Annotated in this window: 12 protein-coding genes; 7 read left to right on the forward strand and 5 right to left on the reverse strand. The window is 63.4% G+C overall.

Going from position 1 to position 17,017, the window contains the following annotated elements:
- Positions 1-6 precede the first annotated feature (6 nt).
- From GSQ88_RS35320 to GSQ88_RS23355, 3 genes are all read left to right on the forward strand, one after another.
- Positions 7-363: a BA14K family protein gene (locus GSQ88_RS35320; RefSeq protein ID WP_210253871.1), complete on the forward strand. Its 357-nt coding sequence runs from the start codon at positions 7-9 to the stop codon at positions 361-363.
- A 194-nt stretch (positions 364-557) separates the two neighbouring features.
- Positions 558-3,755 (forward strand): efflux RND transporter permease subunit, encoded by a 3,198-nt coding sequence (locus GSQ88_RS23350; protein ID WP_159010113.1) that lies wholly within the window; start codon positions 558-560, stop codon positions 3,753-3,755.
- A 60-nt stretch (positions 3,756-3,815) separates the two neighbouring features.
- Positions 3,816-5,030, forward strand: coding sequence for a mandelate racemase/muconate lactonizing enzyme family protein (locus tag GSQ88_RS23355; protein ID WP_159010114.1), 1,215 nt, complete (start codon positions 3,816-3,818; stop codon positions 5,028-5,030).
- Between the two features lie 1,014 nt (positions 5,031-6,044).
- On the opposite strand, the gene GSQ88_RS23360 is transcribed toward GSQ88_RS23355, so the two are convergent.
- Positions 6,045-7,418, reverse strand: coding sequence for a hypothetical protein (locus tag GSQ88_RS23360; protein ID WP_502706763.1), 1,374 nt, complete (start codon positions 7,416-7,418; stop codon positions 6,045-6,047).
- Positions 7,419-7,709: 291 nt separating this feature from the next.
- Between GSQ88_RS23360 and GSQ88_RS23365 the strand changes: the two genes are divergently transcribed.
- Positions 7,710-8,420 (forward strand): aspartate/glutamate racemase family protein, encoded by a 711-nt coding sequence (locus GSQ88_RS23365; RefSeq protein ID WP_283810699.1) that lies wholly within the window; start codon positions 7,710-7,712, stop codon positions 8,418-8,420.
- 48 nt (positions 8,421-8,468) lie between these two features.
- On the opposite strand, the gene GSQ88_RS23370 is transcribed toward GSQ88_RS23365, so the two are convergent.
- A complete protein-coding gene (locus GSQ88_RS23370) occupies positions 8,469-10,022 on the reverse strand; it encodes a L,D-transpeptidase (RefSeq protein WP_159010115.1) in 1,554 nt (517 codons plus the stop codon).
- A 435-nt stretch (positions 10,023-10,457) separates the two neighbouring features.
- Here GSQ88_RS23370 and GSQ88_RS23375 point away from each other — a divergent pair, with 435 nt between their 5' ends.
- Both GSQ88_RS23375 and GSQ88_RS23380 read left to right on the forward strand, forming a co-directional pair.
- Complete coding sequence (locus GSQ88_RS23375; protein WP_246784949.1) at positions 10,458-11,948, forward strand: amidohydrolase family protein; 1,491 nt, start codon at positions 10,458-10,460, stop codon at positions 11,946-11,948.
- A gap of 4 nt (positions 11,949-11,952) precedes the next feature.
- A complete protein-coding gene (locus tag GSQ88_RS23380) occupies positions 11,953-12,903 on the forward strand; it encodes a CobW family GTP-binding protein (protein WP_174248091.1) in 951 nt (316 codons plus the stop codon).
- 8 nt (positions 12,904-12,911) lie between these two features.
- Here the strand turns inward: GSQ88_RS23380 and GSQ88_RS23385 are convergent, their stop codons facing one another.
- Both GSQ88_RS23385 and GSQ88_RS23390 read right to left on the reverse strand, forming a co-directional pair.
- Positions 12,912-14,222: an MFS transporter gene (locus tag GSQ88_RS23385; protein WP_159010118.1), complete on the reverse strand. Its 1,311-nt coding sequence runs from the start codon at positions 14,220-14,222 to the stop codon at positions 12,912-12,914.
- A 285-nt stretch (positions 14,223-14,507) separates the two neighbouring features.
- Positions 14,508-14,807 (reverse strand): HU family DNA-binding protein, encoded by a 300-nt coding sequence (locus GSQ88_RS23390; RefSeq protein ID WP_159010119.1) that lies wholly within the window; start codon positions 14,805-14,807, stop codon positions 14,508-14,510.
- 367 nt (positions 14,808-15,174) lie between these two features.
- Here GSQ88_RS23390 and GSQ88_RS23395 point away from each other — a divergent pair, with 367 nt between their 5' ends.
- Positions 15,175-15,609 carry a hypothetical protein gene (locus GSQ88_RS23395; protein ID WP_159010120.1) on the forward strand — a complete coding sequence of 145 codons (435 nt, stop codon included), beginning with the start codon at positions 15,175-15,177 and terminating at the stop codon, positions 15,607-15,609.
- Between the two features lie 76 nt (positions 15,610-15,685).
- Here the strand turns inward: GSQ88_RS23395 and GSQ88_RS23400 are convergent, their stop codons facing one another.
- Positions 15,686-16,735, reverse strand: a complete 1,050-nt coding sequence (locus GSQ88_RS23400) for a S1C family serine protease (RefSeq protein WP_159010121.1) — start codon at positions 16,733-16,735, stop codon at positions 15,686-15,688.
- Positions 16,736-17,017 lie beyond the last annotated feature (282 nt).

A 17,017-nucleotide genomic window follows, 5' to 3' on the forward strand; every position in this document is an offset into this window, starting at 1 on the left:
GCGATCATGAGCAGATTGAGAATTTTGATGGCAGCAACCTGCGCGCTCGCATCGGCCAGCGCCGGATCGGCGTTGGCGCAAAGCACGCACCAGCCGTTTTTGCAGCGGGATGTACCGCCCACCGCCTGGCATTTCGACCAGCGCGACGACGACCGGGATTTCCAGAACAACGGCTTTTTCCCCGGCGATTTCGCCGCCAATCCCGCTAGCGCATGGATCGGCGCAGCCGGCCTGTTCGGCTTCACCCCGTCGGGCGGATCGCATTTTGGTCCGATCTACTGCACGCGGCGATATCGTTCTCACAATCGCGCGCCCGGCTATTTCCAGGGCGAAGACGGCGTCTGGTATCGCTGTCATCGTTAACAACGACACGCCCAGGCCTTTCGAACTGCCTTTTCGAAATGCCTTTTCGGCCGCGTCAGATTAAAAATACGTAATATTGCCGTAAAATCGATGAGAACTAAGTGATTGGAAAATCCTTGTGTGCAATGCGAGAAGCTGGCGGCGTGATTTTTGCACCGCAACCGCTGTCCAGCGATTGATCGAGAATTGCACGAATGAATGCCATCGTCAGAATTGCCCTGAGCCGGCCCTACACGTTCGTCGTGCTGGCACTGCTGCTTCTGATCGTCGGGCCGCTCGCGGCGCTGCGAACCCCCACCGACATCTTTCCCGACATCCGCATCCCGGTGATCGGCGTGGTCTGGCAATATACCGGCCTGCCGCCGGACCAGATGGCCGGCCGTATCACCTCGCCGTTTGAGCGCACGCTGACGACTACCGTCAACGACATCGAGCATATCGTCGCCAATTCCTATAACGGCTTCGGCATCGTCAAGATCTTCTTCCAGCCCAATGTCGATATCCGCACGGCCAATGCCCAGGTCACCGCGATCTCGCAGACGCTGCTCAAACAGATGCCGCCCGGCGCGACGCCGCCATTGATCCTGAACTACAGCGCCTCCACGGTGCCGATCATCCAGCTCGCGCTGTCGGGCGAAGGCCTCACCGAACAGAACCTCGCCGATATCGGCATCAACCAGTTGCGCACGCCGCTGGTGACCGTCCCCGGAGCTGCGATCCCCTATCCCTATGGCGGCAAGCAGCGGCAGATCCAGATCGACCTCGATCCAACGGCGCTGCAATCCCGCGGGCTGTCGGGACAGGACGTCGCCAACACGCTGGCGGCGCAGAACCTGATCACGCCGGTGGGCACGGAAAAGATCGGCGGTTTCGAATACACCGTCCAGCTCAACAATTCGCCGCTCAAGATCCAGGAGCTTGGCGATCTGCCGATCAAGACCGTCAATGGCGCCATGGTCTATATCCGCGACGTCGCCACCGTCCGCGACGGCAACCCGCCGCAAACCAATATCGTGCATGTCGACGGCAACCGTTCGGTGCTGATGATGGTGCTGAAGGCGGGCTCGATCTCGACGCTCGATATCATCGCCGGCATCAAGCAGAAGGTGAAGGATTACAAATCCTCGCTGCCGGACGCGCTGAAGATCAATTTTATCGGCGACCAGTCGGTGTTCGTGCGCGGTGCGATCACCGGCGTGGCGCGCGAGGGCGTCATTGCCGCGGTACTGACCAGCGTGATGATCCTGTTGTTCCTGGGGAGCTGGCGTTCGACCATCATCATTGCCACCTCGATCCCGCTTGCGGTGCTCGGCTCCATCATCATGCTGGCGGCGATCGGCGAAACCCTCAACATCATGACGCTCGGCGGGTTGGCGCTCGCGGTCGGCATCCTGGTCGACGAAGCCACCGTGACGATCGAAAACATCAACTACCATCTGGAACAAGGCAAAGAAGTCGAGGAAGCGATCCTGGATGGCGCCAACCAGATCGTGGTGCCGGCGTTCGTGTCGCTGCTGTGCATCTGCATCGTGTTCATTCCGATGTTCTTCCTTTCCGGCATCGCACGCTTTCTGTTCGTGCCGATGGCCGAAGCCGTGATGTTCGCCATGGTCTGGTCGTTCGTCCTGTCGCGCACGCTGGTGCCGACGATGGCGAAGTATCTGCTGCATGCGCACGTGCATCATGAAGGCGGCGCGCCGCATTCGCACAATCCGCTGGTGCGGTTTCAGCGCGGCTTCGAGGCCGGGTTCGAGCGATTCCGCTCCGCCTATCACGACCTGCTCGGGCTGTCGCTGAAGCACCGTCCGACCTTCGTGATCGGCTTCATCAGCCTGGTCGCCGTATCCTTTGCGCTGGTGCCGTATCTCGGCCGCAACTTCTTCCCCTCGGTCGATGCCGGCCAGATCCTGATGCATGTGCGGACCCAGGTCGGCACCCGTGTCGAGGACGCCGCCAATCAGTTCGCCGATATTCAGAAGGCGATACGCACGGTCATTCCACCGGACCAGATCGAGACCATGGCCGACAATATCGGCATGCCGATCAGCGGCATCAACATGACCTACAACAACACCGGCGTGATCGGCCCGCAGGATGGCGACATCCAGATCAAGCTGAAGGAAGACCACGAGCCGACCGAAGTTTACGTCAAGGCGCTGCGCGAAAAGCTGCCCAATCTGTTCCCCGGCGTGACGTTTGCATTCCTGCCGGCCGACATCGTCAACCAGATCCTCAATTTCGGTGCGCCGGCGCCGATCGACGTCGAGGTGCGCGGCGCTAATCTCGACGGCAACTTCGCCTATGCCAACAATCTGCTGGCGAAAATCCGCCGGATTCCCGGCGTCGCCGACGCGCGTATCCAGCAATCGACGCGTAACCCGAGCTTCAACGTCGATGTCGACCGCACCCGCGCGCAATTTGTCGGCCTGACCGAACGCGATGTCGCCAACAGCATGGTGGTCAATCTCGCCGGCAGTTCGCAGGTGGCGCCGACCTACTACCTCGATCCGAAAAACGGCGTGTCCTACTCGATCGTGCTGCAAACGCCGCAATATCAGCTGGACTCGCTGAGCTCGCTGGAAACCCTGCCGATGACCGGCGCCAATGGCACGCCGAGCCCGGTGATCCTCGGCGGCATCGCCAGCATTAAACGGACGACGTCGAACGCGGTGGTGTCGCAATACGACATTCAATCGCTGGTGCAGATCTATGCCACGCCGCAGGGACGCGATCTCGGATCGGTGGCGGCCGACATCCGCAAGACCATCAGCGAGAACGCCAGTGCGCTGCCCAAGGGCAGCTCGGTGGCGCTGGTCGGCCAGGTGCAGACCATGGAGAGCTCGTTCTCCGGCCTGCTGTTCGGATTGCTGGGCGCCGTGGTGCTGATCTATCTGTTGATCGTGGTGAACTTCCAGTCGTGGTCCGATCCGTTCGTGATCATCACGGCGCTGCCGGCGGCGCTGGCCGGCATCGTCTGGATGCTGTTCATCACCCACACCACGCTCTCGGTGCCGGCCTTGACCGGCGCCATCATGTGCATGGGCGTCGCCACCGCCAACAGCGTGCTGGTGATCAGTTTCGCCCGCGAGCGTTATGCCGAACTCGGCGATCCGATCGCCGCTGCCCTCGAAGCCGGCTTCGTCCGCATTCGTCCTGTCATGATGACCGCTTTGGCGATGATTATCGGCATGCTGCCGATGGCGCTCGGGCTCGGCGAAGGCGGCGAGCAGAACGCACCGCTCGGACGCGCGGTGATCGGCGGGCTGTTGTTTGCGACCGTGGCCACCCTGATGTTCGTTCCCGTGGTGTTCAGCATGGTGCACAGCAAGCGCGAGGATGCCGCCGAGATCGAAAATCAGAAATTCGAGGGCTATCCCCGCGCGGCCGAGTGACGCTAAGCTCGGCTGCGACGACGACAAGCCAAGACAAGAACAAGACAAGGGGAGAAGGCCATGGCTGGGAACAGCAGGGTGCGGAGCGTTGAAACGCTCGCGTGCGACGCCGGCTGGCGTAACTATCATTTCGTCAAGATCACCACCGAAGACGGCGTCGTCGGCTACAGCGAATTCGACGAAGGTTTTGGCTCCCCCGGCCTCGGTGCCGCGATCGAACGGCTCGCGGTCCGCGTGGTCGGGCAGAACGCCCTGCAGCATGAGCGTATCTTCGCCGAACTGACGGCGGTGACGCGGCCCTCGACCGGCGGCGTCATCGCCCAGGCGCTGGGCGCCATCGAAAACGCGCTGCTCGACGTCAAGGGCAAGGTGCTGGGCGTGCCCTGCTATGAACTGCTCGGCGGCAAGATCCGCGACCGCATCCGGGTCTACTGGTCGCATTGCGCGACCTGGCGCATCAACCATCCGTCCTGGTACAAGCCGGCGATTACCGACCTTGATGGCGTCAAGGCGATCGGCCGCGAGGTGCGCGAGAAGAAATTCACCGCGCTGAAGACCAACATCTTCACCTACACCGACGGCAAGCCGCAGGGCTGGCGGCCCGGCTTCGGCGTGCCGTTCGAGCCAGAAATCAATGTCGACCGCCGGGTGTTGCGCGACCTGCGCATGCATCTGGAAGCGATCAGGGACGGCGCCGGGCCTGACGTCGATATCCTGCTCGATCTCAATTTCAACGCCAAGACCGAGGGCTATCTGAAGATCCTGCGCGAGATCGCCGACCTCGACATGTTCTGGATCGAGATCGACAGCTTCAGCCCCGAAGCGCTCGGCTATATCCGCCGCCACAGCCCGCACCCGATTTCGTCCTGCGAGACGCTGACCGGCTTGCGCGAGTTCCTGCCGTATTTCCGCGAGCAGGCGATGGATGTCGCGATCATCGACACGCCCTGGAACGGGGTGTGGCAGTCGATGAAGATCGCCGCCGCCGCGGAGGCCTGCGAGGTCAATGTCGCGCCGCATAATTTCTACGGCCACCTCTGCACCATGATGAACGCGCATTTCAGCGCGGCGGTGCCCAATCTGCGGATCATGGAAACCGATATCGACCGGTTGGCCTGGGACCACGAACTGTTCACGCATGCGCCCGAGATCATCGACGGCCATCTCATTATCCCCGACCGCCCGGGCTGGGGCACCGAGCCCAACGAGGAAGCCCTTCGCGCGCATCCGCCGAAAGGCAAAGGCGGCTTGCTGAGCTACGGCCAGAAGAACTGAGCGATTTGGTTTTCAAATGGCGCTTAAGCATCGTCATTGCGAGCGATAGCGACTTGTCCGCCGTAGCTCAAGGAGCGAAGGCGGAAGCAATCCAGGGCAACGAAGGAAGCTGGATTGCTTCGTCGCTTCGCTCCTCGCAATGACGACGCTGACGATACCCACCGCCGTCATACCCGCGCAGGCGGGTATCCAGTACGCCGCGAGTTTTCAGTTCCATCACGAGCGTCTCGGAATACTGGATCGTCCGCCTTCGCGGACGACGACGGTGGAGATGTAGTGCGGACACAACTCCGCATTCTCGCGACGGCATTCGCCCGAGTTTTGCCAGATACGTTCGCCCTAAATAAAGAGGGCGCAGGGAAGACCGGGTGCGCGCTGCACCCGCGGTCTCGCGTGCAAAGGTAGATAAAAAAAGCACACGAGCATACAGGTTCAGCGGAGGCAGTCCGGCCTTCCCTGCGCAATGGTGTTACAGCTTATATCGTGCTCTCCCCGGCGAGACCTTGGCTTGTTTGTCACCGTCATTCCCAAGAAGCGCGAGCTCCTTGCGAATTTGACACCGGCCATTGGGGCGTCAGGACCACACGACTTTGCCGTCCGCTCAAACGCTGTTCGTCAATAGCGTCCTCGCGTCCATCACACCCCGACCCGCGTTTCGTGACGAATGCGCATACGCCCCTCTGGTGGGACGGGATGGCACAAGAAGTGAAACTGATTTGCCTTGACGATCAAGCATGATCCGCTGCGACACATTGGCACGACGGGCAACTCAAAAAATGCTGTCAAGTTTTATTTGCTGAATCGACGCGTCTCTTAGTGCTGCGTCATCCCCGGGATGAACGCAATTGCGTTCACCCGTGAGGTGCGCGCACTTTCTTGCGCGCCTCAAAGGATGGCTACGCGCACTGCGCGGAACAACATCCTTCGAGGCTCGCAAGAGCTCGCACCTCAGGATGACGGTGCCGTTGCCTCACCCTACGAACTGCTCCCACAAGGGGAGAGGGAAGATCTCGGTTACTTCCAATCCAGTAGCGGAGTGCCGAATGCTCTTTTCCAGACCGTCAGGAAACGTGGAAACCAGGAGTGAGCGACAGCGCCCTGATACGCCCAGGTACAATATTTGAGGCCTTGTTCGGTCAGCAGTTCCTGATATCCGCCATGCAATTCGGTGGCGGCACGAATCGCGCTCAAGATCTCGCGCGCGCAGGAGCCGTAGGTATCGGTTGCTGAAAATTCGTCGAAGTCCAGCATGCGGTCGGCGAATTCGACATTGAATGTCGGCCAGGAAGAACGCCCCTGGTAGGATGGCGATGCGATCTTGTGGATCATCTTTCGGCGCGGGTTATCCACGGAGACCAGGAAGTGAAACGTGTTCGGCACGCGAAACCGCGGTTCGGCGATGATCAGATCCGTCGTGGCTGCGAACAACGCGCGCTCACTCCTGCGTTTTAAATCCCAAAATCCCCGCGGCACATTGACGAAGTCGAGCGCCACGCAAGACGAAGGCGCTTCGTTATCGCAATCCAGCGAATGACTGATATGGCCTCGCTTGCCGAACAGACTGAGCAGCTCGGCCTTATATCGTGAAAGTTCGCGCCCGAGCAGTTGCTCCAGCTCGTCGATGCCGATCACCTCGAGTTCGATGGCGCGCAGGAATGTCGCGTAGATGCACGCATTGGTGACGAAACGCCGGCGTTCGGCGCGGGTATCCGTCGCCGCGGAACGCGGTGCGGCGGCGTCACACAGCAGATAGCCGGCGCCGTCATCCTCGAACGGCTCCAGGGATCTTGCGAGTTCGACGATCGCTTTTTTCAGATCCTCGCGATATTCGACCAGCAACAGGCGGCCCGCATGGGCGCCCTGCGACAATCCCAGATACGACGCGGACGCCCTCTGGTCGGCGCCGATGATTTGCTCCAGACCTGCGAGGATACCCAGCAGCGTATCCGAAGGCCGCGCAAAATAATTGACGCCGATGTACCGATTGCGTCCTGCCGGGATAATGGTGGTGGTGACGACCCCGGCGCGAACCGCCTCCAGCATCAGCCGGACGCTTCTTTCGAGCAAACGAACCCGGCGAATGGCATCCTCGGAATCCATGATGGTGTCGGGATCGAGAACATCGGGATAGAACCAGGCAAAGTCCCGCGGATAATAGGCCGAGGCGTGCGGCGCTCCGGTGACGAGAAACGATTCCGTCGCGGAAAAGGCGCTGTTCATCGAGTCCGCGTACAGTCGATCGATTGCCGAAGATGAATGACGTGTCTTTCTGAGGAATCGATCACCGAGAAAATTTGCCGCCTGAATGCCGTTGGCAACGCAGGTGGCAACCGGACCCCGGTAAAACCGGTACTCGCTATCTCGCGAAACAGGGCTCTTCATATCCATCGATGAACAATGTCCTGAGGTATCGGGGAACGTTGTTTGGTACCCTAAACAGGGTTGATTCGTCCCTGTCAAATGCCCGCGATGCGCCCTCCCGGCAGGTTTGTGACATGCCGATTACGCCCTGAAGATGTCGGCTTGTCGGGATAGATCAGCATTCCGTCAACGCGGCGGAGGCAGCGGGCCCTTTCAACGAAGCAGCCCGATCACCTATGATCCCCCGCGACGGCATACCTCTGTCGGTGGGGATATTGAATGAGGCGACGCGAGTTCGTCACGGCAATAGGTGGTGCGATGATGTGGCCTCTTGCCGCTCACGCTCAGCAGGAAGCCAAGCCAGACGTGCCGGCGAAAAGCGTGACCCGCATTCTCGTCATCAATCCGAATTCGTCGCAGGCGACCACCGACATGATGGTGCGGATCGCGCAATCGGCGGCGTCTGACGGCGTCAAAATTATCGGCGCCACCGCGACCAGAAGCCCGCAGATGATCGTTCAGCCTGCGGCGCTTACCGCTTCCGCCGCGGAAGTGGTTGAAATCGGAATGCGGCTTGCCGGCGGTGTCGCCGGTATCATTGTCAGTGCGTTCGGCGATCCCGGCCTGCGCGAATTGCCGGCGCGGGTCGGCGTGCCCGTGGTCGGAATCGCGGAGTCGTCGATGCTGGAAGCGGCGTCCGGCGACAGACGGTTTGGGGTCGCGACCACGACGCCTGAGCTTGTCGCCGCGATCGACGCACGCGCCGCCGAGCTCGGACTGGCGAGCCTCTACGCCGGGGTCCGGCTCACCTCGGGCGACCCTCTTGAGCTCGCCAGACACCCCGATGAGATGACCGAGGCGCTTGGAAAAGCTGTCCTGGCCTGCATCGAGCTTGATGGAGCCAAGGCCGTCATCATCGGCGGTGGCCCGCTCGGCAATGCCGCAACCGCGCTGGCCCCGCGGTTTGCCGTGCCGGTGATCGCCCCCATTCCCGCCGCGGTTCGCCGCGTCCAGAGCCTGGTGCATTGAGAGTACAGCTCGACCAATCTCATCGAGCTCGCGGCGTGCTGCGCCCTATCACCAGCCCTGCTGCTGCTGCACCGGACGATAGTACAGGCGCCGCTGGGGATTGACGGGTGGTGGCGGAGCGACAGGCTGGCCGCCCCAATTGCGGAAAAACGAGCCAAAGCCGTCGTCCTCGACGACGTCGCCCCTGGCCACGCGGACGTCGGCGGTCGGCTTGCGCGTGATGAAGCCGCCCTGCGGCTGGTTGTTGAGCACCGCGACGAACTCGGTGCGATAGTTGGTCTCCGCGCTCAGCGGCTCGTCCGAGATGACGATCGATGATCGCGGCATAGCGGTCGGCGCGATGCGGTCGAGCACATCCTGCGGGATGGTGATGCGGCCGAGCGCGTCCTTGGCGTCGTCGCCGTTGTCGATCGTGACCACGCTCCAGCGCAGACCGGTATCGTTCTTCGCCATCGCCGTGAAAATATGCGTACCGAGCGGCTTGCCGGGATCGCGGATGGTAACGGGAACCTCGATGGTCGAATCGAACACCTCGCCGCCGCCGTCCGGCGCCGGCTTGTGGGTGTTACGCCGCACATAAAGCTTTTGCGTCGCGCGGCTGATGTAGACCGAGACCGGCTCAAGCGCGAGCTTGGCCTCGCTCGCCGCCTTGGCGGTGTCGGTCTTCTTTGGCCCGGCCGCCTTGGCGGCATCCTTTGCGGCGGCAGCGGCATCGAGCTTCGACTTCGCGTCGGCCTTGGCGGTGTCGAGCTGCGTGCCCAGATCGGTGGCTTTGGCCGTCGCCTTCTGCTGCAAGTCCCCGGCTCGCGCCTTGGCCTCGTCGGTCTGGGCGGCGGCGAGCACCCTGTCGGCGTAGGCGAGCTCAGTGTCGGCGCGGGTCTTGAGTCCCTGCAGCTTGCGCAGCGTCGCCGGGACCAATGCGGCCTCGCGCGTCGCTGCCGCGGCGGCCTTCTTGGTCTCGTCGGCGGCCTTGGCGGCTTCCGCAGCCTCGCGGGCGAGCGCTTCGGCCTTGGCCGGCGCAGCCGCGATCGCTTCCTTGTTCGGCACGAACAGCGCCGGATCGGAGAAATCGACCGGCTCGGCGTCGTTTGGCGAGATGATCACGCGCATCCCGATCTCGGTCTTGTCGAACAGTTTTTCCGCAAAGCCAAAGGGCATCCGCACGCAGCCATGCGAGGCCGCATAGCCGGGCAGCGGCCCGCCGTGCAGCGCGACGCCGTTCCAGGTGATGCGCTGCATGTTCGGCATGAAGGCATCGTCATAGAGGCTCGAATGATGGTCCTTGTCCTTCTCAAGGAGGGCGAAGACGCCGGCCGGCGTCTCGCGTCCCGTGGTGCCGGTCGATACCGGCGCGCGCAGGATCCAGCCGTCGGCGTCGTAGAAGGTCACCTTCTGGCTCTTGATCGACACGATCGCCATGATCGGCTCGCCGGCCTCGCGCGGCGCCGTCGCCTCGACGGGGGGCGCCGAGCGCGCCTGTCGCGCCACGGCCTGGGGGGTCAGCGCCGCCAGGGCCACCATCGCCGCGAGCGTCACCATCGCGGGAGGCCCCCGCCGCCGCATCGCCACGGAGGATTGCGCCGTCGTCGATCGATTTACCATGCCATACCCCAGTTGAAATGCTTGCCCGCGTTCGTGTCGATCACATGACAGATCGCGATTTCTGGATTGACTACCCGCCGCCACGCCCATGCGCCAATTCGCTCCTGTGGATCATCGTTCCAGTAGCAAATCTCTCATATACGACACCCCGCGCAGGAGGAAGGCTGGCGCGCGGCTGAAATTGGGACTTTTCAAACTTCACACGGCGTCCGAATTGAGTCCGCCAAGCGCGTGCCGCCCGACAATATACGGGGTGTCTGATCAAACGGTTTACCGCCGCGCGCCCATATATTGCGGCATTTTCGCCGCCGAGTGACGTCCGTCACGTCGATCTCGCAACGATGGTATGCCGATAGGCCAAAATTGTTGCCGGTCACAAAATCTGCCTCTATGGCTGTCGCGACGGCCCTCCTCGGCCGGTGCGGGAGTGACGGCATGGCGGGCTTGGTAATCACGGGTGGCCGGGTGGTGGATCCCGCCAGCGGGATGGACGCGGTCGGCGATGTCGCGGTGCTGGACGGCAAGATCGCCGCGGTCGGTACCGGGCTCGGCAGCGCCGAGCGGTCGATCGATGCGACCGGACTGGTGGTCGCCCCCGGCTTCATCGATCTGCACGCCCACGGCCAGTCGATCCCGGCCGACCGCATGCAGGCGTTCGACGGGGTGACGACGACGCTCGACCTCGAAGCCGGCGTGTTGCCGGTCGCCTCCTGGTATCGGCAGCAGGCCGCGCACGGACGCGTGCTGAACTACGGTGCCTCCGCCAACTGGGCGTTTGCACGGATCGGCGCGATGACCGGTTCCAACGCCGAAAGCTCGCTGGAGGCGTTCGGCAATGCGATGCGCGATCGCCGCTGGATCGACAATGTGGCCAGCGAAGCCGAGGCGGCCGGCATCCTCGAGCGCCTCGCCGGCGGCCTGAACGAGGGCGGCATCGGCATCGGCATCCTCAACGCCTATGCGCCGGGCGCCGGCGTGCAGGAACTGACGGCGGTGTGTCAATTGGCGGCGGCGCGCGCGGTGCCGACCTTCACCCACGTCGCCTACATGTCCCGCATCGACCCGGAAAGTGCTGCCGAGGCCTATATCCGCCTGATCGGCTATGCCGGCGCCACCGGCGCGCATATGCACATCTGCCATTTCAATTCCTCCAGCAAGACCGACGTCGAGCGTTGCGCCGTGCTGGTCGCGAAAGCGCAGGCGCAAGGGCTTCCGATCACGGTCGAAGCCTATCCCTACGGCACTGGTTCGACGGTGCTTGCCGCGGCGTTCTTCAGCGACCCGGAATTCGAGGCGCGCAACGGTACCGGCTACGATTCGGTGCAGCGGGTGACCGACGGGCGTCGCTTCCGGGACCGCGAGGAGTTGTTGGCGGCACAGGCCACCGAACCCTCGACGCTGGTGCTGTGGCATATCCTGGATACCGAGAACAATTCGCACCACCGTGACCTCCTCGATATCTCGGTGCTGTATCCCGGCGGCGCGATCGCATCGGACGCGATGCCCTGGACGTTATCCGACGGCAGCGTCTACAGCGGCGACGCCTGGCCGCTGCCCGCGGACGCGACCTCGCATCCGCGCTCGGCCGGCTGTTTCACGCGCTTCATCCGCGAATGGGTGCGTGAGCGCCAGACCGTGTCGCTCATCGAGGGCATCCGCAAATGCGCGCTGATCCCGGCGGAGATTCTCGGGCCCAGCACCCCCGCGATGCGGGCCAAGGGAAGGCTGCAGCCGGGCGCCGATGCCGACATCGTGGCGTTCGACTTCGACACGCTCACCGACAAAGCCGAATTCTCGGCGATGAACCGTCCGTCGGAAGGCGTGCGTCATCTGGTGGTCAGCGGCCACGAATTGATCCGCGATGGCGTGCTGGATGTGGCGGCGCGGCCTGGCCAGCCGGTGCGCCGGCCCATTGCCGGGGGTTAAAAAGATGCCGGTCCCGGTCGTGCTGGTGGCCGGCTTTCTCGGCGCGGGCAAGACCACGGTCGTCAATCATGTGCTGGCCCACGCGGGCGGAAGGCGCATTGCCGCGGTGGTCAATGATTTCGGCGCGATCAACATCGATGCCGAGCTGATCATCGGCGCGGCCGACGGCGTGGTGAGTTTGAGCAATGGCTGCATCTGTTGCTCCCTGGAAAGCGATCTGTTGCGGACGCTGGCCGCGTTGCTGCGGCGTGATCCGCGGCCGGAGCTGATCGTGATCGAAACCAGCGGGGTGGCTGATCCGACCGACATCGTGCGCAACCTGATGGACCCGGTGATCTGGCGCGAGGCGCCGCTGGAATCCGTGCTGTGCGTGGTGGATGCGACGACGCCGATCGCGATGCTGGACGACGCCCTGCTGCGCTCGCAGGTAAGAGCCGCTGACGTGGTGGCGCTGAGCAAAGTGGATTTCGCAACTGCCGAGCAGCGCACGCAAGTGCGCGACGCGGTGCGGGCGCTGCGTCCGGCGGCGGTGCTGGTCGATGCCCCGCATGGCGAGGTCCCACTATCGCTGCTGTTCCCTCCGGACATCGATCATGTGCCGGCGCCGCGCGAGTCAGGGCCGCGCGAGCCTGGGCGACAGCGGCCGGCGGCGGATCGGTTCGAGACGCTGAGCTGGAGCTCGGAACGGCCGCTGTCGTTGTCGCGATTGCAGCAGGCGATCAATCGCCTCGCCCCCAAACTGGCGCGCGCCAAGGGCCTGTTCGACACCATCGAGCAGCCCGGCAAGTTGACGGTGTTTCAGTTCGCCGGCGGCCGCGCGACGCTGGCCCCAGGCGGGACGCCGCCTGCGGGAATGCCGCGGACCCGGATCGTATTCGTGGCCGAGATCGGCGTGCTGTCGCGCGCCGAAATCGACAGCGTGATGCAAGGATGCATCGAAGCCGGGACAAATTGAAGGGCTCGCTACTCGTTCGACACCACGAGCTTCAATGACAGCGATGCGACGGTTGCGGCGAGCATGATCGCGGCCACGGCGGTGAGGCCGATCACATAGGAGCCGGAAAACTCGCGCAGCCAGCCCATCATCGATGGCCCGACAAAACCGCCGACCGTGCCGATGCTGTTGATGAAGGCAAGGCCGCCGGCGGCCGCGACGCCGGTCAGGAACCGGGTCGGCACCGTCCAGAACACCGCCCGCGCCGCCGAGACGCCGATCAGCGCCACGCTGAACCCAATCAGCGCCACTGTCAGCGAACCCGACAGGATCGGCGCGACCAGCCCGGCGGCGCCAAGCAAGCACGCGATCGCCAGATTGACCACGCGATGGCCGGTCCGGTCGACATAGCGCGCCCACACGATCATGCCGACCGAGGCGAACAAATAAGGGATCGCCGAGATCCAGCCGATCGACAGCGTCGAGAGATGATACTCCTTCAGGATCAACGGCAGCCAGATGCCGATGCCGTAAGACCCCAGCGTGAAGCCGAACTGGATCGCGGCGAGAATCTGGACCCGGACATCCCTTAGCGCCGCCAGCAGCGATGTATGCGGGCGTTCGCGCACCTCGGAGGCAAGCGTGTGGCGCAGCGCGTCGCGCTCCTCGGATGTCAGCCAGGTCGCGCTCTCCGGATTGTCCGCGAGCAGATACAGCGTGAGAAAGCCGAGCGGAATGCAGGGCAGGCTGACCAGGATGAACAGCCATTGCCAGCCCGCCAGTCCCCAGATGCCATCCATCTGCAGCAGCATCCCGCACACCGGACCGCCGACCAGCGCGGACGCCGGGATCCCGATCAGAAACCACGCCAGCATCCGCGTGCGGTATTGCGCCGGAAACCACGCGGCGAGGAAGAAGGTCACGCCAGGAAAGAAGCCGGCTTCCGCCAGCCCCAGCACAAGCCGCACGCCATAGAAGCTGTTCGGCCCGACCACAAAAGCGTTCGCCGCCGACACCAGGCCCCAGCTGATCATGATGCGGGCGAGCCAGCGCCGCGCGCCGAAACGATAGAGCATCAAATTGCTGGGGATTTCGAACGTCGAATAGGCCAGGAAGAAAATCCCGGCGGCGAGGCCGAACTGGCCGGGCGACAGCCCGAGCTCGTGATTCATGGTCAGCGCCGCGAAACCAAGGCTCGTGCGGTCGAGATAATTGAAGAGATAGGCAATCGTCAGCAACGGCACGAAACGAAGCGCCGCCTTGCGAATGGCGCTTTGCAACGCCGCCTGCGCGGCGTCGGCAGAGACGTCGCGCGGGACGCTCTGCGGCGGGAGGGTCATCGGTTTCTTCTCCCGGGCGATCTTCTTGATTGGATCGTCACAGCACCTCGCTATCCCGCGAGCAAGGGGCGGCGGCCAGCCCCTAAATCGAAGCCGGCCGTCAAGCCCCCAGCATGTGGCAAGGTGTTGAATTGGGCGCGAAGCCCATACCGCATTGGGTGGAGTTGCGAGGCGCGCCGTTGGCGCAACGGTGCCAGCTTCGGCACGCGCGTCCAGCCCCCCTGCGCAGGACCGCCGCCGCAAACCCCCTCAATGCAAAAAGGCCCCTCCCGGGGCCTTTCAACATTAGACGGCGTCTTTTGCCGCCTTGACCGGGCGGGCGCGGACGATCTTGCGGGCCGGCTTGGCCTTGAACGTCATCGCCTCTCCGGTGAAGGGATTGGTACCCTGCCGAGCCTTGGTGGCGGGCTTCTTGATCACGACGAACTTGGCGAAACCCGGGACCAGGAATACGCCCGACTTCTTCAGCTCCTTGTAGCCGACGGTCGCCAGCGTCTCGAGTACGCCCTTGACGTCCTTCTTTGCTACTTCGGTTTCGCCGGAGATCTTCTCGATCAGCTGCGACTTGGTCATTTGAACTGCCATTTTGACTCCTGTTGGTTGATTCGTGCCACGCGACAGTATTTGGAAATTCCTCGGGAAAAACAGCACTTCCAGCGATCTGCACAGCTTTTGTGGTCGCCAAACCCTGTTTTTCAGCCGAATCGGGACACCCGAATGCGGCGCGCCCTTGGAAACTAGGGGTTTTAAGTGATTCTAACCAGTCGAAAGCTATCGCCACGCCGCCCGACCGCAGTTGCGAAGCAGCACGTTCGAATAGCGGTCCGCCGAGTGACGATCCCGGAAATCGCAGTCAAAGGGCTGTGATTGCGACGTTACAACGCGGAAACATCTGGAACGTTCGCGACGGCAGACCGTTTTCTCCCCGACAGAACAACAGGAGAGATGGTCCATGACAAAATTCAAAACGATAGGCGTTGCGGCGCTGGCGATTGCCCTCGCCGCGGCCTCACCCGCGATGGCGCGTGGCGGCGGTGGTGGTGGTCACGGTGGCGGCGGCCATATGGGTGGCGGTGGCCACATGGGTGGCGGTGGCCACATGGGCGGCGGCGGCGCGCACTTCGCCGGTGGCGGGTTCCACGGCGGTGGCTTTCATGGCGGTGGCGGCGGATTCCGTCGCGGCGGCGGTGGCTGGGGACCCGGCCTCGCGGCTGGCGCCATAGCAGGTGCTGCGATCGGCGGCCTCGGCTACTACGGCGGTTACGGCCCCGGTTACGATAGCTACGCCTACGACAACAGCGAGGGTTATTATGACAACAGCGGCTATAGCTGCCAGCCCGGAACCTATTTCCGTGGCCAGGACGGCCGCAGGTATCTCTGCCAGTAACGGCTCGCTCTAGCGACGCAGAAAAGGCGGCCCCATCGGGCCGCCTTTTTGTTTGGGCTTTGTTTGGGAGGAGCCGCTAGTGCGGCTGTCGTTGCCGCACCGCGGGTTTGCGCTCGATCGGATGGATGTCGATCTCGCGCAGCCGGCCCATCCGCAGCACATTCAGTTCCAGCTTGCGATCGATCCGGTCGCGATCGAGCGTGCGGATCAGATCGTCGACGCCGTTGATGTCGACGCCGTCAAGGCGAATGACCACATCGCCCGGCAACAGGCCGGCTTTCGACGCCGGGCTATCCGGCTCGATCTGCATCAGCAGCGCACCCATCTTGTTCTCGACCCCGGCCAGCACCGCGTGGCGCCGCGGGATCGGCGCGCTCTGCCCGGACACGCCGATAAAAGCCCGCCGCACATAGCCGTGGCGGATGATCTCCGACAGCACGAATTGCGCGGTGTTGCTGGCGACCGCAAAGCAGATGCCTTGCGCACCGTTGATGATCGCGGTGTTGATCCCGATCACTTCGGCCGCCGACGACACCAACGGCCCGCCGGAATTGCCCGGATTGAGCGCCGCATCGGTCTGGATCACATCCTCGATGGTGCGGCCGTTGGCCGAGCGGATCGAACGGCCCAGCGCCGACACCACGCCCGCGGTCGCGGTCGATTCAAAGCCGAGCGGGTTTCCGATCGCGACCACGAGTTGGCCGCGGCGCAGGCTCTTGGAATTGCCCAATGAAGCGTAGTGCAGGTCGCGCGCGCCGTCGGCGCGTAGCAGCGCCAGATCGGTATCGGGATCGACGCCGAGCACGCGGGCGTCGGTGACGATGCCCTCATTGTCGCGCAGCCGGATCTGCTTCGAGGCGCCGACCACATGGCTGTTGGTCAGCACCAGGCCATCGGGCGAGATCACGATGCCGGAGCCGAGCCCGCCGCGCTCACCTGATTGCGGCGACGAAGGCCCGGTTTCGACGCGCACGACCGCGGGGCCGATGCGCTCGATCACGCCGATCACCGCATTGGAATAGGCGTCGAGCAGCGCCCGGTCGTTCGGCGGCGTGGCACTGGAAGCAGGCTCGGATGGAATGGATGACGACAGGTCGTCGGCCGTGGTTCGGGTAAAATCCAACATGGCAAAATCCTCTGGTGACAACAGATGGTGGCCATGTTTGGCGGTCGCAAGAGCCGCCAGCAGCCCCTGCCCGGCGCAGCGCCGGGATCAGGACTGCGGAAAATGCCTATTGCGGGATGAGATTAGATTGAGACCGGGGGCTATCCGCGTGCTTCCCTTCACCTCTCCCCGTCGGGGAGAGGTCGATTTGCAAAGCAAATCGGGTGAGGGCTCTTATGCCAAACGAGAGGCTGTAACCCCTCACCCGGCGCTGCGCGCCGACCTCTCCCAACGGGAGAGGTG

The organism is Bradyrhizobium sp. S69, from assembly GCF_009766005.1.
GTDB lineage: Bacteria > Pseudomonadota > Alphaproteobacteria > Rhizobiales > Xanthobacteraceae > Bradyrhizobium.

Excerpts from the sequence above, each read along its gene's own strand:
- GSQ88_RS35320 (WP_210253871.1), top strand. The coding sequence starts at position 7 with ATGAGCAGATTGAGAATTTTGATGGCAGCAACCTGCGCGCTCGCATCG.
- GSQ88_RS23350 (WP_159010113.1), top strand. The coding sequence starts at position 558 with ATGAATGCCATCGTCAGAATTGCCCTGAGCCGGCCCTACACGTTCGTC.
- GSQ88_RS23355 (WP_159010114.1), top strand. The coding sequence starts at position 3,816 with ATGGCTGGGAACAGCAGGGTGCGGAGCGTTGAAACGCTCGCGTGCGAC.
- GSQ88_RS23360 (WP_502706763.1), bottom strand. The coding sequence starts at position 7,418 with ATGGATATGAAGAGCCCTGTTTCGCGAGATAGCGAGTACCGGTTTTAC.
- GSQ88_RS23365 (WP_283810699.1), top strand. The coding sequence starts at position 7,710 with ATGATGTGGCCTCTTGCCGCTCACGCTCAGCAGGAAGCCAAGCCAGAC.
- GSQ88_RS23370 (WP_159010115.1), bottom strand. The coding sequence starts at position 10,022 with ATGGTAAATCGATCGACGACGGCGCAATCCTCCGTGGCGATGCGGCGG.
- GSQ88_RS23375 (WP_246784949.1), top strand. The coding sequence starts at position 10,458 with ATGGCGGGCTTGGTAATCACGGGTGGCCGGGTGGTGGATCCCGCCAGC.
- GSQ88_RS23380 (WP_174248091.1), top strand. The coding sequence starts at position 11,953 with ATGCCGGTCCCGGTCGTGCTGGTGGCCGGCTTTCTCGGCGCGGGCAAG.
- GSQ88_RS23385 (WP_159010118.1), bottom strand. The coding sequence starts at position 14,222 with ATGACCCTCCCGCCGCAGAGCGTCCCGCGCGACGTCTCTGCCGACGCC.
- GSQ88_RS23390 (WP_159010119.1), bottom strand. The coding sequence starts at position 14,807 with ATGGCAGTTCAAATGACCAAGTCGCAGCTGATCGAGAAGATCTCCGGC.
- GSQ88_RS23395 (WP_159010120.1), top strand. The coding sequence starts at position 15,175 with ATGACAAAATTCAAAACGATAGGCGTTGCGGCGCTGGCGATTGCCCTC.
- GSQ88_RS23400 (WP_159010121.1), bottom strand. The coding sequence starts at position 16,735 with ATGTTGGATTTTACCCGAACCACGGCCGACGACCTGTCGTCATCCATT.